We start from the raw sequence: 17,985 nt of genomic DNA on the forward strand, positions 1-17,985 counted from the left end.
CAGAGCCCCCTTGCCGACATTCGTGACCTGCGATCAGTTCCGCAGGTACAGCACGAGAACCGTGATGACGACGGCGAGCGCCGCGAGGATCGCGAGCGTCAGCTTGACCGGCGAGTAGGGCCGCTTGCCGATGACCTCGCCGGTGGTCGCGTTGACCATGACCTGCCACTGCTTGCCCGCGTACATGTACGTCATGATCCAGACGGGCAGGAGCAGGAGCGTGAACATGACGTTCGAGTAGGCGGTCTGCAGCGTGCGGACCCGCTGCTCGTCGCCGCCGATGTCGTTCTCGACGTCCTTGCGGATCGGGCCGACCATCCGCTGCTTGGCCTTCTCGAGGCCCGCGGCGGGGTCGACGTCGTAGCTCACGGTCGAGTACCCCGCGAGGTATCCGGGCTGGAACGGCACGATCTTCGCCGTGTCCCAGGGGGTCAGGGAGTCGACCTGCTTCTCCGAGAGCGTCGTGGTGCCGACGACGAGGACGTCGTCGAACCGGCGCGTCGTGGTGCCGCGCGCGTCGCGCCACCGCACCTTGCGGACCCGGTCGTCGCCGCTGCCCTCCCAGTACTCGTCGCCACGCTCGCCCGTGTAGTCGGTGCGGGTGTCGGCGTCGAACGCCCAGTGCGGGACGTACGTGCCGCGCAGCGACTCGGTCGCGTTGACCTGCTTGAGCGCGTTGGGTGCGAGCCAGCGCGACTTCACCCACGTCACGACGGCGGACTGCGCCGCTGCGGTGTCAAGCGCGAACGGCAGGACGCCCGACGGCGCGACCGTGCCCTCAGCCGTGCCGACGGCGACGAGGTGCCCGGCGCAGAACTGGCACGTGTCGGAGAGGTTCGCGCTCTGCGTCTGCGCGCCGCAGCCGTCGCAGCGCAGCGTGCGCAGCACGCTCGCCGCGGCCGGGCTCTGGCCTGCGTGCGTGCGCGCCCACTCCTCGTATCCCTGCTCGACGACGTTTCCGGCGTCCGCGATCTGCACCTGGCTCTGGCACCTGCACTGCAAGTACGCCGTGCCTGGTGCGTAGACGAGCTGTGAGCCGCAGCTCGAGCAGCGGGTGGACATGAGCTCCGCAGGGGCAGGCTGCGGGGTGGGACCCGTCGTCGGGTCGTACAGCTGGTCGCTCATGCGTCAGGCTCCCGGGAGCGGCGGGGGCGTGGCGCCCAGCAGGTGGGAGAGCGCCGGGACGGAGCGCACGGGCGTCCATGCGGCCATGCCCTCCTGCCAGACGAGCGTCTCCGCGGTGATCTTGCCGGCGAGCTGTGCTGCGGGGACGGGGCCCTGCTGCGTACCCGCGGCGTCCGCGTAGTACCAGGGCGTGCCACCGGGCAGCGGCGGCGGGGTCGCCGGCGCGGTGGGCGTGCCGGGCGTCGTCGCTGCGGCGGCTGCGGCGCCCATCGACGCGGCCATCTGCTGTCCCATCGCGAGACCCATGCCCATGCCCATGCCCTCGCCGGAGCCGCCGGGGTTGTTGGCGGCGTCCTCGATCGCGTTGGCGGTCTGGAACTTCGTGTACTGGTCGAGGTTGCCCAGGACCGACATCTGGGTGCGCTTGTCGAGCGCCTCCTCGACCTCGGGCGGCAGGGAGATGTTCTCGATGACGAACTTGGGGATCGTGACGCCGTACTCGGCGAGGGCGGCGGTGAGCTCGCGGGCGAGCGTCGCGCCGAGGGTGTGCTGGCTCGCGGCGAGGTCGAGGGCCGCGATGTTCGCGGCGGCGAAGGCCGGGCCGAGGTGCGAGACGACGACCTGGCGGAAGTACTCGCCGATCTCCTCGGTGCGGAAGTTGGGGTCGGTGCCGACGAGCTGGCGCAGCAGCGCGGACGCGTCCGTCACCTGGAGCGCGTAGGAGCCGAAGCCGCGCAGACGCACGACGCCGAACTCCGGGTCGCGCATCATGATGGGGTTCTGCGTGCCCCACTTGAAGTCGGTGAACTGGCGCGTCGAGACGAAGTACACCTCAGCCTTGAACGGCGAGTTGAAGCCGTACTTCCAGCCCTTGAGGCTCGAGAGGATCGGGATGTTCTGCGTCGTGAGGGTGTACGTGCCGGGGCCGAAGACGTCAGCGAGCTGACCCTCGTTCTCGAAGACCGCGACCTGGCCCTCGCGGACGACGAGCTTGGCGCCGTTCTTGATCTCGTTGCCCTGGCGGGGGAAGCGCCACACGATCGTGTCTCGGCTGTCATCGAGGAACTCGATGATGTCGACGAGCTGCCCCCGCAGCTTTTCCATGAACGACATGTGATCTCCGTGTCTGTCTCGGGCGGCGCACCCTGCCGTGCCACCGTGGCGGCCCATCGCGCGCCACCAGAACCGTACCGACAATCGTGGTTGGGGGCACCGTCCTGACGACCGGAGCGAGGGCCTTCGTGGACGGGCACGCCGGACCGGAACGACGAAGGACCCCGTCCGGCGATGCCGGTCGGGGTCCTTCGGTGGCGGTAGCGGTGGGATTTGAACCCACGGTGGACTTTCACCCACACACGCTTTCGAGGCGTGCTCCTTAGGCCGCTCGGACACGCTACCTCGCCGAGAAGCGTACCTTCCGAAGGGCCGATCGTCGAAATCGTCGCTGTTCGGGGCCTGTCGGAGGGCTGCGGGGCATCGCGGGTGCGGGTGACGGGTCACCCGGGTCGTTGCCCCTCACCCTGACAAACCACCCCAAAAGACACTACGCGGCGGCGGTTACCCGGTCCTAGCGTGACCGGGTCGGCACGCGCTCGGGGGAGCGCACGACGTGCCGCGCACCTGAGGGGAAACACCACCATGGGCAACACCACGGCCGTAGGCCTGTGCAACACCGACGACATGAACGTCGTCCACGCGATGTTCCGCCACCTCCTGGGGCGGGCTGTCCCGCTCGTCCGCGAGGTCCGACCGGGCGACAGGGACCGGGCGGCGATCGTCGTCGCGCACGTGCGGGAGATCGCGCACGGCCTGCACGACCACCACTCCACGGAGGACACGCTCCTGTGGGACGACCTTGCTGCGCGCGCTCCGGCGTGCGCGCTGCACGTCGGCCTCATGCGGTCGCAGCACGCGACCGTCGCGGACCAGCTCGCGGCGCTCGAGGATCCGCTCACGCAGCTCGAGCGCACCGCGAGCGCCGCCGCTCGGGACGACGCCGCGGAGGCGCTCGACCGGGTGCGCGTCACGCTCGAGGAGCACCTGGGTGCGGAGGAGGAGCAGATCCTCCCGTGGGTCCGCACGACCTTCACGCAGGAGGAGTGGGACGTCCTGGGCGAGGCGGGGCGCAGCAAGATCCCGAAGGAGCGGATGTTCGTCCAGCTCGGCCACATGATGGCGCCGATGTCCGACGGCGAGGCCCGTGCCTGGACGCGCGCGAACCTGCCGCTCCCCGCCCGGCTGATGTACCTGCTGGTCGGGCGTCGCCAGTACCTCGCCGAGCTGCGCACGCTGTACCCGGAGGGGGTGCCCGCCTGACGCACGCGGACGCCGTGGCGTGGGAGCCCGGTCACAACGTCTCCCGCGTCACGGCGCGGCTGGCGACGTCGTCGTAGCGTGGTCGGGTGACCTCCCCTGCCGTTCTCGACCTCCGCGCCACGTCTCTCGCGCCTGACGTGTCCGAGCTCGTCGCGCTCGTGCGCGGCCGCCGCACGGCCGTGCTCACGGGCGCGGGGCTGTCGACGGACTCTGGGATCCCGGACTACCGCGGCCCCGGCTCGGCTCCGCGCAACCCGATGACGTACCAGCAGTTCACGGGCGACCCGGCGTTCCGGCGGCACTACTGGGCGCGCAACCACGTGGGCTGGCGGCACATGGCGGCGACACGGCCCAACGACGGGCACCGCGCCCTTGCCGCGCTCGAGCGCGCGGGCGCCGTCTCCGGTGTGGTGACGCAGAACGTCGACACGCTGCACCGGCGGGCGGGATCGCAGAATCTCGTCGACCTGCACGGCTCGTACGACCGGGTCCGGTGCCTGGCCTGCGGGTACACGGTTTCACGTGAATCACTCGACGCCCGGCTGACCGCCCTCAACCCGGGGTTCCGCGAGGCACAGGGCATGGTCGAGGACATCGAGATCGCGCCTGACGCCGACGCCGTCGTCGAGTCGACCGCCTCGTTCGTCGTCGCGGACTGCGAGCGCTGCGGCGGCATGCTCAAGCCCGACATCGTCTACTTCGGCGAGACCGTCCCGCGCGAGAAGGTCGCGCGGAGCTACGAGATCGTCGACGACGCCGACGTCCTCCTCGTCGCCGGCTCCTCCCTCACCGTGCACTCAGGCCTGCGCTACGCCCGGCACGCCGTGCGCACCGGGACACCGCTCGCGATCGTCAACCGTGGCGCCACGCGCGCCGACGACATCGCGACCGTCCGCCTCGACGCCGGCACGAGCGAGACCCTCACCGCGCTCCTGCCCCACCTCCTGCCGACGCCGCCGCGCACCACCGGCTGACAGCCCCGCCCACCGAGCACGACCGCGCGTCCCTGCGAGGATCTGACCATGACGACCGCGCCCCTCGACCAGATCGCCGGCTTCGCCAACCTGCGTGACGTCGCCGGCTACCGCGTCGGCTCGACGACCGTCCGCCCGTACGCGCTCCTGCGCTCCGACGCGCCCTCCTCGCTCGACGACGCCGCGACCGCCGCCCTGCGCGACGTCGGCCTGGTCTCCGTGATCGACCTGCGGGACGAGCGCGAGCAACAGCTCGCCCCGTCGCCGTTCAGCGAGCGCGGCTTCGCGGTCTCGCACCTGCCGATCTTCGACTCGTCCGCGCACGCGCTCGTGCAGCCCGAGGTCGGCCTCGCCCCGCTCTACCGGCACATGGTCGAGGGCTGCGCGACGACGCTCACCTCCGCCGTGCGAACCGTCGCGACGTCGGCTCCCGGCGCCGTCCTCGTGCACTGCACCGCGGGGAAGGACCGCACCGGCATCACGGTCGCACTCGCGCTGCGCGCGATCGGCGTCTCCCGCGACGACGTCGTCGCGAACTACGTGATGACCGAGGCTCGCCTGCGCGGGCCGTGGCTCGACGCGCAGATCGTCCGGCTGACGGCGTTCCTCGGCGAGGACCGCGCGCACGAGTTCGTCGACCTGCTCGTCGGCAGCCCTGCCGACGCGATCGAGACCGCGCTCGACGTCGTCGAGCAGGGCTCGTCCGAGCGCACGCTCCCGTACCTGCGCGCGCACGGCATGACCGACGACGAGGTCACTGCCCTCGAGGAGCGCCTTCTCGGCTGAACCTCCGTCGAGTCAGCCTCGGCGCGACGCGAAGAAGTCGCGCAGCAGCCCCTCGCACTCGGCCGCCCGAACCCCCGGACGCACCTCGACGGTGTGCAGCGCCCGCGGGTCACGCACGAGGTCCCATTTCGAGCCCGTCGCTCCCGCCTTGTCGTCCCACGCCCCGAGCACCAGCCGAGGCACGCGCGCGGCCATGATCGCGCCCGCGCACATGACGCACGGCTCGAGCGTCACGACGAGCGTGCAGCCGTCCAGCCGCCACGTGCCGAGGGTCTCGGCGGCCGCGCGCAGGGCGACCACCTCGGCGTGCGCCGTCGGGTCCCCCGACGCCTCCCGCTCGTTGTGGCCCCGACCGACGACCCGCCCGGTCGCGTCGACGACGACGGCGCCCACCGGGACGTCCTGCGTCTCGAGCGCGAGGTGCGCCTCCGCGAGCGCGAGGCCCATCGCCTCGTCCCACCGTCCGTCGTCGTGCATGGTGACATGGTCGCAGACGACGGCGGGGTGCCAGACGGTCCGCGGCCACCTCGCGAGCGGTACGGTTGACCCATGCGCCTGCACGTAGCCGACCACCCGCTCGTCGCCCACAAGCTCACCGTCCTGCGTGACAAGAGCACGGCCTCGCCGAACTTCCGCCTCCTCGTCGACGAGCTCGTCACCCTCCTCGCGTACGAGGCGACCCGCGACGTGCGCACGGTCGACGCGCCGATCACGACGCCCGTCACCGACACGGTCGGCACCAAGATCGCCGACCCGCAGCCGATCGTCGTCCCGATCCTGCGTGCAGGCCTCGGGATGCTCGAGGGTATGACGCGTCTGCTCCCGACCGCCGAGGTCGGCTTCCTCGGCATGCAGCGCGACGAGGAGACGCTCGAGGCGATCACCTACGCCAACCGGCTGCCCGACGACCTCTCCGGCCGCCAGTGCTTCCTCCTCGACCCGATGCTCGCCACCGGCGGGACGCTCGTCGCGTCGATCAACTACCTTCTCGACCGTGGCGCACGCGACGTCACCGCCGTCTGCCTGCTCGCCGCCCCTGAGGGCCTCAAGGTTCTCGAGGAGGCGATCGGCGACCGGGCCGACGTCACCGTCGTCGTCGCAGCCGTCGACGAGCGCCTCGACGAGAACGCCTACATCGTCCCGGGCCTCGGCGACGCGGGCGACCGCCTCTACGGCGTCGTCTGAGCCGGCACGCACCGTCGGTCCACGTCACCTGACGCAGAGGATCGAGCTGACGGAGCCCCGTGGTCGCCTGCGCGACCACGGGGCTCCTCCCGTTCCACGACGCTCCCGAGGGCGATCCGGCTCCGGACCTACGAGGGGACCTCCGTCGGAGCCTCCAGCACCTCGATCGTCGCGTCGACCGCAGCGAGGACGACGGTGCCCGCCGACGTGGCGAGCTCCGCGCGCACCGGCACCACGCTCACTCCTGCGCCCTGCGCCGCGACCCCGCTCACCGGGACGGACACCCGGGCCTCCGACCCCGCCGACCCTGGCAGGGCGCATGTCACGACGTTGCTCTCGACCTGGCACGCCTCCTCACCGATCGTCGGCACGCCCTCGAGGACGACGCCGTCCGGAAGCTCGACCACCACCGTCGCGCCGCTGGCCGCGCGCCCGTTGCTGAACACGTCGACGCCGAGCGTGCCGACGTCCGTCGGCGCGTACGGCCCGATCCGCGTGAGCACCAGGGCCTCCGGGCGGAGGACGGCCCCGACAGGACCGGCGAGCAGGTACGGCTCGCTCGTGAGCGACTCGATGCTCGGCCCCCAGGAGAGCACCCCCGCGCCCAGCTCGGCTGCAGACGTCGTCACCGGCAGGTCCAGGCGCTGCGGATCCGCGAGCCCACCTGGCAGGTCGTCGGTGCGGCACTCGAGGGTCCGCGCCGTCGCCGGGTAGAGCGCGCACAGCCACCCCTCGGCGGAGCCGGGCACGAGCCCGCCGTCCCGACCGTCCAGCCACTCGGCACCGTCGGGGAGCTCGACGCGCACGACGGCGGGCGTCGCCACCTCGCCCGCGTTCGTGACCTCGACGCTCACGACCCCGGCCCCGTCGACGACGAGCAGCGAGTCCTCGAGGACCCTGGCCTGGACCTCCGCCGCGGCGGCCTCGACGGCGACCGGGACCGTGCGCGTCGCAGAGCCGCCCGCCGTCGTCACCCGCGCCTCGACGTCGAGCCGCGAGACGCCGGGCGTCTTGAGGGTCACCTGGAACGTCGTCGACGTCTCTGCACCCGCGGGGATGTCAGGAACGGCACACACTGCGGAGCTCGTCGTCGTCGAGCACGACCACGACGGGCTGATCGCGGCCGCGACCATGGCGCTGAGCGTCTGGGCGGGCTGGGACGCCGCGAGGATCACTCCGGTGCTCGACAGGTACATGCCCGCAGGAAGCGTGAGCTCGACCTCGACCTCCGTCGCCGGCAGCTGCGCGGTGTTCGCGACCGAGAGGGTCACGGTCGACGCGCCGCTCGCCTTGACCTGCGAGATCGCGAGGTTGAGCGCGGCCGGCGCGACCGGTGCGGCTGTCGCCGTGGGAGTCGGGCTGGGCGTGGGAGTCGGGCTGTGCGTCGGGGTCGGAGCAGGCGCGCTCGTGGGGGCCGACGTCGGCGCCGTCGTCGGTTCCCGTGACGGGTTCTCGGAGGGCGTCGCCGTCGGCGCGCCGGACGGCTCGTCCGTCGGCGCGGGCTCGCTCGGCTCCGGGTCCTCGTCGGGCTCGTCGCCCGTCGGGTCGTCGGGGGTGGTCGACGGCGCAGGCGTCTCCCCCGGTCCGGTCGGCAGGTCGGGCGGCGTCGCCACGCTCGTCGGGTCCGCCGTCGGTGTCTCCTCGACGGGCGAGTCGGGCGTCACGACCGTCGGAGGGGCGACCGTGGGCACCTCAGCGACCGACTCGGTGCCCAGGGGGCCCGCGACCCCGGGCGCGACCTGGTTGCTGCCCGACGCGAGAGCGACGCCTGCCGCCACCAAGCCACCCACGACGACGACGCCCGCGGCGGCGAGCACAGCTGCCGGAAGCTGCGCGATCGCGGAAATCAGACCGACCGCGGGTACCGCCGACGCCCCACCGGGGACCGCGACGGCGAGCGGAGCGCCCGGTCCGCCGCCGGTCGCCACGACGCCCGCGTCCGCACGCGCGACGACGATCCCCTCGGAACCGGCGCCAGCACCCGCTGCGGCAGCGGCCGCCGCCGGCGCAGCGCCACCCACCGGGAGCAGACCCAGGGAAGCGACACCGAGCGTGCCCAGAATGAGCGGCGCGACGACGGCGCGCATCCCCTGCGCGAGGTCGCCGAGCTCGAGCGCCGCAGCACGGCACGCCGCGCACACGTCGAGGTGCGCCTCGACACGCGTCGTCTCGCGACGCGACAGCCCGCCGCGCGCGTACGACCCGAGCTGGTCGTTGACCACCCGGCAGTCCTCGGACACTGCGGGCGACAGGAGGTGCTCCTGCAGGTACGCCTGACGCAGCCCCTCGCGTGCACGGTACGCGAGCGCAGAGACGCCGTTGGCCGACATCCCGAGCGCGGGCGCCACCGCGGCGGGGGTCTGCTGCTCGATGTCGAGATACCAGAGCACCGTCCGCCAGCGCTCTGGCAGCGACTCGAACGCGCGCGCGACCGTGCGGTCCTCGAACCCGCGGAGCATCGGCTCCTCGGTCGACGCGAGGGGCCCGATCACCGAGTCGAACACCGCGACGTCGTCGGTCGCGGTGGTGCGCCGCGCCTTCTCGAGCGACTCGATCGCGCGACGTCGCACGACGGTGAACAGGTAGGCGCGGAAGGCGACGTCCGGGCCCTTGCCTCCGCGGAGCACCTGGAGGATCTTCTCGAAGGCCCCCGCGACGACGTCGTCCGCGTCTGCCGCAGGCACGTAGCGCTGCGCGACCCTGCGCGCAGCCTCCTCGTGCCGCTGGTAGAGCACGCCGAAGGCCGCCGTGTCGCCCTGTCGCACGGCGGTGATCAGCTCGGCGTCACTCGCGACCCCGTCCGGGACCCGCGTCACGTCACTCATGTGGCTCCCCCGCCCATCTGCGGTGATCACACCGCACCCCAGGAATGTTGCCATGCCGCAGGCAGGAAGTCGCGGGACGGTCCTTCACAAAGGTCACCGAAAGCCGCGTCATGATCTGCGAGCACACCCCTCTCATCACTCGTGACCCACACGCGTGAGCCCTTCGACCCGCAGGACGCCGTCCTGCGGGGCTGGCGCACGGCCTCGCTCACCACGGTCTGGCGACACGGCGACGACTGGGCGCACCCGGCCGCGGAGGCTCTCGTCGAGGCGCTCGAGTCGGGTGTCGACCCGACCCCGGCCGCACAGCGGCTCGGGGCTGCGCGCGCCGAGCGTGGCAGCGACATGGCCGAGACGCTCGACGACCTCGGCTGCCTGTACGACACCCTCGGGTTCGACGCGCCGCTCGACGTCACCCGGGCGGTCGCCGTCGGCTGGGCCGAGGCACAGGAGGCGACGGCGGCGTCGCAGTCGTCGACCGACCCGCTCACAGGCCTGCGTACCCCCGCGTACCTGACCGCACGTCTCGAGGAGACGTTCACCGCCGCCCCGGCACCGTGGTGCCTGCTCGTGCTCGACGTCGCGACCGAGGGCGGCCACCGTCTCGACCAGATCCGCGTCGGTGCGCTCGTCGGGGCGGCGCTCGCACGGATGCTCGGGCGCTACCACCCGACAGCGCAGCTCCGCCCAGGACTGTTCGCGATCATGACGCAGCGCGACGACGCGCTGCCGACGACGGTCGAGGACATCCGGAAGCTCATCATCGGACTCACGAGCGTCGTCGGCCCTCGATCGATGCGGTCCCCAGCCCGGCTGTGGGTCGAGCGGCTGCCCGCCGACCCTGCGGGGTGCGCGGGGTTGCTGAGCTCCTTGCGGAGTTGATTCGGGGGAATTTCCGCAAGGCACACCACGGGGCCATGGCGTCGACGTCATGGCCCCGTGGCATCCCTCGATCCGCCCCTCCCGCGGTACGGCGGGCAGGAGGTCTGGTCAGGCCGGCGAGTAGGTGAGGCAGTCCGCGTGGTGCGTCCCGCCTGCGCCGATGCGCACGGACTCGGCGTTGCACTCGAGGTGGTCGTTGTGGCTGCACTCTGCGCGCTGGCACGCCCCGACGGCGGCGACGACGCGCGAGAGCCCGCCCTTGACGTCGAGCGGGATGAACGTGGCGCACGAGGCATCGCCCGCATTCCCGGCGATCGTGATGGCCCCGGCGTGGCAGCCGTCGTGGTTGTAGGAACAGCCAGCGATCGTGCACTCGCTGACCGGAGGCATCTCCAGCATCGCGCTCATGGGTCTCTCCGACTCTGTCCGGCTTCGCCTGACGGCTCTTCTTGCTGACGATAGGCCTGGGTCAGGACGTTGTACAGGGAGGGGAGCCTTACCGGATCCGCAGGATTCTGCGGAATTTGCGCACCGCGCCGTTGCGCAATTGTGCACGGGGATCTGACGCTCAGCCCCGGGGCCGCCACACGACGAGCGCTCCCGACGTGCGCACGCGCGCCTGGCGCTTCCCGCGGGGAAGAGCCACGATGTCACCGGTCGCGTCCGCGGCGAACACCCGGTGCCCGGCCTCGGTGGCGGACGCCAGGGCGCGCAACCGCTCGCGGAGCGCGTGCACCTCGTCCTGCAGGTCGAGGATGCGCATGATGCCCGCAAGGTTGATGCCCTCTTCCTGGCTGAGCTGCTGCACGGTGCGCAGCCGCTCGACGTCCCGCGCGCTGTAGCGCCTCCCGCGGCCGGCCGTCCGGCTCGGGACGACCAGTCCGAGACGGTCGTACTGCCGCAACGTCTGCGGGTGCATGCCAGCGAGCTCGGCGGCTCGCGAGATCGGGAAGATCGGGCGGTCGGCGACGTCCATCACGGCCTCCGGGCGGTCATTCCTGCGCGCGGGCCAGGAGGTCCGCGCGCACGTTGCGACCCTCGCCTGCGGTCGCCTCGGCGAAGGCCTCGACGGCCTTGCGCGCGACCGCGTCGAGCTTCTGCGGCACCACGACGGTGACCGTGACGAGCAGGTCGCCGGTCGCCTTCGCGGTGCTGACACCGCGGCCCTTGACGCGCAGCGTCCTGCCCGACGGCGTACCCGCAGGGACCTTGACCCGCACGGTCTGCCCGTCGAGGGTCGGGACGTCGATCGTCGCACCCAGCGCGGCCTCGTCGAACGTGACGGGCAGCGTCATGCGCAGGTTCGCGCCGTCGACCGCATAGACGGGGTGCGGCGTGACCTTGACCGTGATGTTGAGGTCACCTGCGGGAGCGCCGCCCGTACCGGGGCGGCCCTTGCCGCGCAGGCGGATCTTCTGGCCGTCGCGCACGCCCGAGGGGATGCGGGTCGTGACGGTGCGGCCCTCGACGTCGAGGGACACGGTCGCGCCCTCGACGGCGGAGCGGAAGGACAACGTGGTCGTCGCGTTGATGTCGGCACCCTGCTGGGCGCGCGTGCCACGGAAGCCTGCGGGGCCGCGACCGCCACCGAACAGCCCGCCGAGGATGTCCTCGAACCCGCCACCTCCGGTCGACGCGCCGCCACCGGGGAACGACGTCGTGCGAGCACCGCCGCCTCCGCCGCCGAACATGCCGCCGAAGAGGTCCTCGAAGCCGGCGGCACCGCCGGCGCCACCGGGCCCCGCGGCGAAGCGGGCGCCGCCGCCCATCGCCCGGACGGCGTCGTACTGGCGGCGCTGCTCCGGGTCGGAGAGCACTGCGTACGCCTCGCCGATCTCCTTGAAGCGCGCCTCGGCCTTCGTGTCACCGGCGTTCTGGTCCGGGTGGTGCTGGCGCGCGAGCTTGCGGTAGGCCTTCTTGATCGCTGCAGCGTCAGCGTCCTTCGCGACGCCGAGGCTCGCGTAGAAGTCCTTCTCGAGCCAGTCCTGTCCGGTCAACAGCGGTCACTTCCTTCTTTCAGGTCTGTCATGAGGGTACGGCCTGCGCCGCGGCCGAGCCGCGGCGCAGGCCGTCACCGTTCGTCGTGCTCGTCAGTGCTGTGGTCCGACGACGGCCACCCGAGCGGCGCGCACGACACGCTCGCCGATCTTGTAGCCAGGCTCGACGACGAACTTGACGGTCGTCGTCTGCGCCTCCGCGGACTCCTCGTGCATCAGCGCGTCGTGGAAGTTGGGGTCGAACTCGTCCCCGACCTCGCCGAAGCGTGCGATCTCGAACTTGGCCAGCGTCCCGTCGAGCTTGTCGGCGATGGCCGCGAACGGCCCCTCGAGCTCGCCGGCCTGCCTGGCCCGGTCGATGTCGTCGAGCACGGGGAGCAACGACGCGAGCACGTCCTCGATCCCCTTGACCCGAGCGGCCTCCTGGTCACGCAGGGCCCGGTTGCGGTAGTTCGTGAAGCTTGCGCGCTCCCGCAGCAGGTCCTCGAGGCGCTCGTCGGCGACCTTCTGTGCCGCGGCGACCGCGTCGTCCTCGAGGGACGACGCGTCGTCGGGCACCTGGATGTCGACGTCGGCGTCCGCGTCAGCGGGCGTCTCGGCGTTCGCCTCGCGCGGCTCGCCCGTCTCCGGGTCGATCCGGCGCTTGTCCGTGAACTCGAAGGGGGACTCGGTCACTTGGACTCGTCCTCGTCCACGATCTCAGCGTCGACGACGTCGTCGTCCGACGTCGCCTCCTCGGCCGCCGGGGCACCCTCGGCACCCTCGGTCGACTGCTGGGCGTAGAGCGCCTCGCCGATCTTCTGGGCGACCGTGCTCAGGTGCTCCTGCTTGGCCTTGATCTCGGCGATGTCCTCGCCCTCGAGCGCCGTCTTGAGCTCGGCGACAGCGTCCCCGACCTCCTTCTTGACGTCGTCCGAGAGCTTCTCGTCGTTGTCCTTGAGGAGCTTCTCGGTCGAGTAGGCGAAGCCCTCGGCCTGGTTGCGGGTCTCAGCGTCCTCGCGGCGCTTCTTGTCCTCGGCCGCGTGCTCCTCGGCCTCCTTGACCATGCGGTCGATGTCCTCCTTCGGGAGGGCAGAGCCACCCGTGATCGTCATCGACTGCTCCTTGCCCGTGCCGCGGTCCTTCGCGGACACGTGCACGATGCCGTTCGCGTCGATGTCGAACGCGACCTCGATCTGCGGCATGCCGCGCGGGGCGGGGGCGATGCCGGTGAGCTCGAAGGTGCCGAGCGGCTTGTTGTCCCGGGCGAACTCACGCTCACCCTGGAAGACCTGGATCAGCACGGACGGCTGGTTGTCCTCGGCCGTCGAGAAGACCTCGGAGCGCTTCGTCGGGATGGCGGTGTTGCGCTCGATGAGCTTCGTCATGACGCCGCCCTTCGTCTCGATGCCGAGGCTCAGGGGGGTGACGTCGATGAGGAGGACGTCCTTGCGCTCACCCTTGATGACACCGGCCTGCAGGGCGGCGCCGACGGCGACGACCTCGTCCGGGTTGACGCCCTTGTTGGGCTCCTTGCCGCCGGTCATCTCCTTGACGACCTCGGTCACCGCGGGCATGCGGGTCGAGCCGCCGACGAGGACGATGTGGTCGATGTCGTTGACCGAGATGCCCGCGTCGCGGATGACGGCGTTGAACGGCGCCTTGGTGCGGTCGATGAGGTCCTGCGTCATCTGCTGGAACTGAGCGCGCGTGAGCTTCGTGTCCAGGTGGATGGGGCCGTTCTCGCTCATCGAGAGGTACTGCATGGAGATGTTGGTGCTCGTCGCGGACGAGAGCTCCTTCTTCGCCTGCTCGGCGGCCTCACGCAGACGCTGCAGCGCGATCTTGTCCTTGGACAGGTCGACGCCCGAGCTGTTCTTGACCTCCTTGATGAGGTGCTCGACGATCCGGTTGTCCCAGTCGTCGCCGCCGAGGCGGTTGTCGCCCGAGGTCGCGCGGACCTGGATCGTGGAGAACTCGTCCTCGTCCTTGCCCACCTCGAGCAGGGAGACGTCGAAGGTTCCGCCACCGAGGTCGAAGACGAGGATGAGCTCGTCCTCCTTGCCCTTCTCGAGCCCGTAGGCGAGAGCGGCCGCGGTCGGCTCGTTGACGATGCGCAGGACGTTGAGGCCGGCGATCTGGCCAGCGTCCTTCGTGGCCTGGCGCTCGGCGTCGTTGAAGTAGGCCGGGACGGTGATGACGGCGTCGGTGACGGGCTCGCCGAGGTACTCCTCGGCGTCGCGCTTGAGCTTGCCGAGGATGCGCGCGGAGATCTCCTGCGCGGTGTACTTCTTGTCGTCGATCTCCTGCGACCAGTCCGTGCCGATGTGGCGCTTGACCGAGCTGATCGTGCGGTCGACGTTCGTGACGGCCTGGCGCTTGGCGATCTCGCCGACGAGGACCTCGCCGGACTTGGAGAACGCGACGACCGACGGGGTGGTGCGCATGCCCTCGGCGTTGGCGATGACCGTGGGCTCGCCACCCTCGAGGACCGCGACGACGGAGTTGGTGGTGCCGAGGTCGATGCCGACTGCTCGTGCCATGGGTGATGCCTCCATGTAGTGGTGCGGTTGAGTCCGTTTCACTCAAGTCTGCGTCTTGAGCCTGAGGGGCGCAAGTCCTGACCTTCCAAACTTGAGTCTGTCTCGCTCAACCTCGGAGTGCGTCGAGTTATTCCGCCCTCCCCGACTCCGCGGAGTCGAGCAGCGGCGCGAGGACGTCGACGGTCTCGAGGCGCGCGATCCTCGGGAGGATCACCTCGAGGCTGGTGGCGTGCGCGGACGCGACCAGGTCCGTGACGACGTCGTGCGCAACGACGACCTCGTAGCCGAGCTCGCGCGCGGTGCGCGCGGTCGACTCGACGCCGATGCTCGTCGCGATCCCGGCCAGGACGACCGACCGGACCCCGCGCCTGCGCAGCTGCAGGTCGAGCTCGGTCCCCGCGAAGGCGTCCCAGCCGCGCTTCGTGACGACGATGTCGCCGGGCTCGGACGGGACACGCGGGTCGAGGTCGGCGAAGTCGGAGCCCTGCGCGACCGACGGCCCGGGGGCGTCGGTGCGGCCGCGGAGGACGTCGCCGCCGTCGGGCGAGAAGGCTGTGCGGATCCGCACGACGGGGCGGCCGGCGTCGTGCGCCGCGCGCACGAGGCGGGCGGCGCGCTCGACGATGACGCCCGGGTCGAGGGCGGTGGGCAGCGCGGTGATGCCCTTCTGGAGGTCGACGAGGACGAGGGCGGCGGTGGGGTCGAGGGTGTCGACGGGCACGGGAGCTCCTAAGGTCGGTGGATAGACAGCAAGACTGTCTATCTGCCCGGCGACAATGTCAAGCAAGACTGCACAGTTTGACTGTCGATTCCAGTAGCATGACGCCATGAACGACGCTCAGATCGCCGCCGACCTCCGCCTCCAGGTGGGCCGCCTCGTGCGGCGCGGCCGCGCCGAGGACCCACGGCCCCAGGCCGAGACAGGAGTCCTGGGCCTCCTCGGCCGCGGCGGCCCCATGACGACGAGCCAGCTCGCCGACGCCCAGCGCGTCCGGCCGCAGTCGATGGCACGCACGGTCCGCGCCCTCGAGTCCGCAGGGCTCGTCGAGCGCACGATTGACCCCGACGACGCCCGCAAGTCCCCGCTCACGCTGACCGAGCCAGGCCGCGACGCGCTCGAGCGCGAGCGGCAGCGGCGAACCGACTGGCTCACGGCCGCCCTCACGCAGGCGCTCGACCCGGACGAGCGCGAGACCGTCAGGAACGCGGTGCCGCTGCTCGCACGCCTCGTCGAGTGGGACGAGCACCGCACGAGCTAGCCCTCGTCCGGGTCGGGGAAGGGCTAGATCAGCTCGACGCGGTCGGCCTGCGGGCCGCGGTCGCTCTGACGGATCCCGAAGCTGACGCGGTCGCCCTCGTACAGCGGCTCGGACCCGCGCACGACAGAGAAGTGGACGAACAGGTCGTCGCCGCCCGCATCCGGGGTGATGAAGCCGAAGCCGCGGTCGGCGTCGTACCGCGCGACCGTGCCCTTGCCGCCGCGCACCGGCGCACTCGAACGAGCCGGTCGGCCGCGGTCCGAGCCGAAACCGCCGCGCGAGCCGCGGTCCGAGCCGAAGCCGCCACGCGAGCCGCGGTCGCCCCGGCCGCCGCGAGCGCCGCCCACGATCTGCACGTTGCGGGCGTTGGGCCCGCGGTCGCCCTCGACGACGTCGAACGTCACGCGCGCACCCTCCGGCAGCTCGGTGAGGCCGTGGCCGAGCGCCTTCACGTGCACGAAGATGTCGTCGCCGCCCGCATCGGGGGCGATGAAGCCGAAGCCCTTGCCGTCGTCGTACCAGGAGACCGTGCCGTCAGCGCCGTCCGACCCTGCGCCCGACGCCGCACCCGCAGGCGCAGCCTCAGCAGCGAGCGGGAGCAGGTGGTCCGCCTGCGGACCCTTCTCGCCGTCGACGACGAGGAACGCGACGCGCTGCCCCTCGACGACCACGCCGCCGCCGACGATCGCGGAGCTGTGCAGGAAGATCTCGCCGCGTCCGTCGTCCGGGTCGACGAAGCCGTAACCCTTGCTCGGCTCGTACCAGGCGACCGTGCCGAGGATGCCGAGCTGGGCGTCCTCGGACCAGTCGCCCGTGACGCGCACCTGCCGGGCCTGCGGCCCGCGGCTGCCCTCGCCCACCTCGTACTCGACGACCTGACCCTCGCGGAGCACCCGCGGGCCGTCGTCGTCGAGGATCTCGGACGCGTGCACGAACAGGTCCTCGCCACCGTCCCCGACGTCGATGAAGCCGAACCCTCGTTCAGCGTCGAACCAACGGACTGTTCCCTGCGGCACGTGTACTCCTCGTCAAAGCGATAGGTCTTCCCCCCAGTGTCCCTGACCGACAGGCATCCGCGACACCCGCCGAGGTCGTGACGTCTGCCTCGAGGTCGACACCCAGACCGCACGACCTCAAGCTCGAGGTCGCGACCTCGACGAACGGGGGCCCGGCGTCACAGCACGCGTGCGAGGTCCGCGAGCGCAGCGACCGGGTCAGGCCCAGCAGGGATGAACACGCTCGACGAGACGCCCGCCTCACCGAGCGCAGCGATGCGGCCGCGCACCTGGTCGGGCGTGCCAGCGAGCGCGAGCTCGGCCACCCACTCGTCCGGCAGCGCGGCGGCGAAGTCGGCGCGCGTGGCGCTCGCCGCGCGCACAGCGACGAGCTCGTCACGGAACGGCAGGTCAGCCAGGTGCGTCGCCCAGTCGGGCTCGCCGATCCACTCGAGCGCGGGGCGGGCGAGCCCGATCGCGTCCGCGGCGTCGTCCGCGACCGCGCCAACGTTGTAGGTGACGACGCGGTGCGGGCCGGCCGGGTCGATGAGGTCGAGGCTCGCGCGCACGTACTCCGGTGTCGCCGGCTCGGCGAGGATCGTGCCGTCGGCGATCCGCCCCGAGAGGGCCAGCGAGCGCGGGCCGCGCACCCCGAGCATGAGACGCGGAGCGGCGTCGGGCACGACGGCGGGGTCCAGGCGCGTGCCTGCGCCCTCCTCTCCCGCGACGAGCGCGCGCACGGCGTGCACGCGCTCCTCGAGGAGCGTGAGCGGTCGCGCCGGCCACGTGCCGACCTCGCGCATCCAGCCCGGCAGGCCGTGGCCCATGCCGACGTCCACCCGGCCGGGGAACAGCGCGGCGAGCGTCGCGACCTCCATCGCCGCGAACGCGGGGTTGCGGACGGCGGCGGGCAGGATGCCGAGGCCGACGCGGATGTGCTCGGTCCACGCGAGGACTGTCGCCGCCTGCGCGACGCCGCCACGGAAGCCCAGGTCCTCGACGACCCACACCTCGTCGAAGCCGAGCTGCTCGGCGGTCGTGACGAACTCGCGGACCCGGTCGGCGCGCAGGTCGCGGGGAAGCATGACGGCGATGTCAGGGCGGCGGCTCATGCCGCGA

Annotated in this window: 18 protein-coding genes and 1 tRNA gene; 6 read left to right on the top strand and 13 right to left on the bottom strand. The window is 71.8% G+C overall.

The window, feature by feature from the left end:
* Positions 1-33: 33 nt before the first annotated feature.
* The 3 genes from HF995_RS04400 to HF995_RS04410 form a co-directional block, all read right to left on the bottom strand.
* Positions 34-1,125, bottom strand: coding sequence for a hypothetical protein (locus HF995_RS04400; protein WP_210727070.1), 1,092 nt, complete (start codon positions 1,123-1,125; stop codon positions 34-36).
* Between the two features lie 3 nt (positions 1,126-1,128).
* Positions 1,129-2,238 (bottom strand): SPFH domain-containing protein, encoded by a 1,110-nt coding sequence (locus HF995_RS04405; protein ID WP_168446547.1) that lies wholly within the window; start codon positions 2,236-2,238, stop codon positions 1,129-1,131.
* Positions 2,239-2,433: 195 nt separating this feature from the next.
* Positions 2,434-2,523: transfer RNA gene (locus HF995_RS04410), tRNA-Ser, on the bottom strand.
* A gap of 240 nt (positions 2,524-2,763) precedes the next feature.
* Here HF995_RS04410 and HF995_RS04415 point away from each other — a divergent pair.
* The 3 genes from HF995_RS04415 (at position 2,764) to HF995_RS04425 (ending at position 5,201) form a co-directional block, all read left to right on the top strand.
* Entirely contained in the window at positions 2,764-3,441 is a 678-nt protein-coding gene (locus HF995_RS04415) for a hemerythrin domain-containing protein (RefSeq protein ID WP_168446548.1), read from the top strand.
* A 137-nt stretch (positions 3,442-3,578) separates the two neighbouring features.
* Positions 3,579-4,415, top strand: coding sequence for an NAD-dependent protein deacetylase (locus tag HF995_RS04420; RefSeq protein WP_434060842.1), 837 nt, complete (start codon positions 3,579-3,581; stop codon positions 4,413-4,415).
* A gap of 48 nt (positions 4,416-4,463) precedes the next feature.
* Positions 4,464-5,201, top strand: coding sequence for a tyrosine-protein phosphatase (locus tag HF995_RS04425; RefSeq protein WP_168446550.1), 738 nt, complete (start codon positions 4,464-4,466; stop codon positions 5,199-5,201).
* Between the two features lie 12 nt (positions 5,202-5,213).
* Here the strand turns inward: HF995_RS04425 and HF995_RS04430 are convergent, their stop codons facing one another.
* A complete protein-coding gene (locus tag HF995_RS04430) occupies positions 5,214-5,648 on the bottom strand; it encodes a nucleoside deaminase (RefSeq protein ID WP_168446989.1) in 435 nt (144 codons plus the stop codon).
* A gap of 102 nt (positions 5,649-5,750) precedes the next feature.
* On the opposite strand from HF995_RS04430, the gene upp reads away from it, so the two are divergent.
* Positions 5,751-6,386, top strand: coding sequence for a uracil phosphoribosyltransferase (upp, locus tag HF995_RS04435; protein ID WP_168446551.1), 636 nt, complete (start codon positions 5,751-5,753; stop codon positions 6,384-6,386).
* Between the two features lie 128 nt (positions 6,387-6,514).
* On the opposite strand, the gene HF995_RS04440 is transcribed toward upp, so the two are convergent.
* Positions 6,515-9,211, bottom strand: coding sequence for a sigma-70 family RNA polymerase sigma factor (locus tag HF995_RS04440; RefSeq protein WP_168446552.1), 2,697 nt, complete (start codon positions 9,209-9,211; stop codon positions 6,515-6,517).
* Between the two features lie 141 nt (positions 9,212-9,352).
* Between HF995_RS04440 and HF995_RS04445 the strand changes: the two genes are divergently transcribed.
* A complete protein-coding gene (locus HF995_RS04445) occupies positions 9,353-10,093 on the top strand; it encodes a hypothetical protein (RefSeq protein WP_168446553.1) in 741 nt (246 codons plus the stop codon).
* Between the two features lie 108 nt (positions 10,094-10,201).
* Here the strand turns inward: HF995_RS04445 and HF995_RS04450 are convergent, their stop codons facing one another.
* The 6 genes from HF995_RS04450 to HF995_RS04475 all read right to left on the bottom strand — a co-directional run bounded on the left by HF995_RS04450 (position 10,202) and on the right by HF995_RS04475 (position 15,333).
* Positions 10,202-10,501 carry a DUF1540 domain-containing protein gene (locus HF995_RS04450; protein ID WP_168446554.1) on the bottom strand — a complete coding sequence of 100 codons (300 nt, stop codon included), beginning with the start codon at positions 10,499-10,501 and terminating at the stop codon, positions 10,202-10,204.
* A 160-nt stretch (positions 10,502-10,661) separates the two neighbouring features.
* A complete protein-coding gene (locus HF995_RS04455) occupies positions 10,662-11,069 on the bottom strand; it encodes a heat shock protein transcriptional repressor HspR (RefSeq protein WP_168446555.1) in 408 nt (135 codons plus the stop codon).
* A 16-nt stretch (positions 11,070-11,085) separates the two neighbouring features.
* Positions 11,086-12,090 (bottom strand): DnaJ C-terminal domain-containing protein, encoded by a 1,005-nt coding sequence (locus HF995_RS04460; RefSeq protein WP_168446556.1) that lies wholly within the window; start codon positions 12,088-12,090, stop codon positions 11,086-11,088.
* Between the two features lie 93 nt (positions 12,091-12,183).
* Positions 12,184-12,765, bottom strand: a complete 582-nt coding sequence (locus HF995_RS04465; protein ID WP_168446557.1) for a nucleotide exchange factor GrpE — start codon at positions 12,763-12,765, stop codon at positions 12,184-12,186.
* Positions 12,762-14,612 (bottom strand): molecular chaperone DnaK, encoded by a 1,851-nt coding sequence (dnaK, locus tag HF995_RS04470; RefSeq protein WP_168446558.1) that lies wholly within the window; start codon positions 14,610-14,612, stop codon positions 12,762-12,764. Before dnaK ends, HF995_RS04465 begins: the two co-directional genes overlap by 4 nt.
* A 127-nt stretch (positions 14,613-14,739) precedes the next feature.
* Entirely contained in the window at positions 14,740-15,333 is a 594-nt protein-coding gene (locus HF995_RS04475) for an isochorismatase family protein (RefSeq protein WP_350308727.1), read from the bottom strand.
* A 106-nt stretch (positions 15,334-15,439) separates the two neighbouring features.
* Between HF995_RS04475 and HF995_RS04480 the strand changes: the two genes are divergently transcribed.
* Positions 15,440-15,871 carry a MarR family winged helix-turn-helix transcriptional regulator gene (locus HF995_RS04480; RefSeq protein WP_168446560.1) on the top strand — a complete coding sequence of 144 codons (432 nt, stop codon included), beginning with the start codon at positions 15,440-15,442 and terminating at the stop codon, positions 15,869-15,871.
* Between the two features lie 23 nt (positions 15,872-15,894).
* Here the strand turns inward: HF995_RS04480 and HF995_RS14060 are convergent, their stop codons facing one another.
* Both HF995_RS14060 and HF995_RS04490 read right to left on the bottom strand, forming a co-directional pair.
* Positions 15,895-16,887, bottom strand: coding sequence for a cold-shock protein (locus HF995_RS14060; RefSeq protein ID WP_168446561.1), 993 nt, complete (start codon positions 16,885-16,887; stop codon positions 15,895-15,897).
* A gap of 158 nt (positions 16,888-17,045) precedes the next feature.
* Positions 17,046-17,978 carry an LLM class flavin-dependent oxidoreductase gene (locus tag HF995_RS04490; RefSeq protein ID WP_168446562.1) on the bottom strand — a complete coding sequence of 311 codons (933 nt, stop codon included), beginning with the start codon at positions 17,976-17,978 and terminating at the stop codon, positions 17,046-17,048.
* Positions 17,979-17,985: the final 7 nt, after the last annotated feature.

This window comes from Sanguibacter hominis ATCC BAA-789 (genome assembly GCF_012396185.1).
Taxonomy (GTDB): Bacteria; Actinomycetota; Actinomycetes; order Actinomycetales; family Cellulomonadaceae; genus Flavimobilis; species Flavimobilis hominis.

Excerpts from the sequence above, each read along its gene's own strand:
- HF995_RS04400 (WP_210727070.1), bottom strand. The coding sequence starts at position 1,125 with ATGAGCGACCAGCTGTACGACCCGACGACGGGTCCCACCCCGCAGCCT.
- HF995_RS04405 (WP_168446547.1), bottom strand. The coding sequence starts at position 2,238 with ATGTCGTTCATGGAAAAGCTGCGGGGGCAGCTCGTCGACATCATCGAG.
- HF995_RS04415 (WP_168446548.1), top strand. The coding sequence starts at position 2,764 with ATGGGCAACACCACGGCCGTAGGCCTGTGCAACACCGACGACATGAAC.
- HF995_RS04425 (WP_168446550.1), top strand. The coding sequence starts at position 4,464 with ATGACGACCGCGCCCCTCGACCAGATCGCCGGCTTCGCCAACCTGCGT.
- HF995_RS04430 (WP_168446989.1), bottom strand. The coding sequence starts at position 5,648 with ATGGGCCTCGCGCTCGCGGAGGCGCACCTCGCGCTCGAGACGCAGGAC.
- upp (WP_168446551.1), top strand. The coding sequence starts at position 5,751 with ATGCGCCTGCACGTAGCCGACCACCCGCTCGTCGCCCACAAGCTCACC.
- HF995_RS04440 (WP_168446552.1), bottom strand. The coding sequence starts at position 9,211 with ATGAGTGACGTGACGCGGGTCCCGGACGGGGTCGCGAGTGACGCCGAG.
- HF995_RS04450 (WP_168446554.1), bottom strand. The coding sequence starts at position 10,501 with ATGAGCGCGATGCTGGAGATGCCTCCGGTCAGCGAGTGCACGATCGCT.
- HF995_RS04455 (WP_168446555.1), bottom strand. The coding sequence starts at position 11,069 with ATGGACGTCGCCGACCGCCCGATCTTCCCGATCTCGCGAGCCGCCGAG.
- dnaK (WP_168446558.1), bottom strand. The coding sequence starts at position 14,612 with ATGGCACGAGCAGTCGGCATCGACCTCGGCACCACCAACTCCGTCGTC.
- HF995_RS04480 (WP_168446560.1), top strand. The coding sequence starts at position 15,440 with ATGAACGACGCTCAGATCGCCGCCGACCTCCGCCTCCAGGTGGGCCGC.
- HF995_RS04490 (WP_168446562.1), bottom strand. The coding sequence starts at position 17,978 with ATGAGCCGCCGCCCTGACATCGCCGTCATGCTTCCCCGCGACCTGCGC.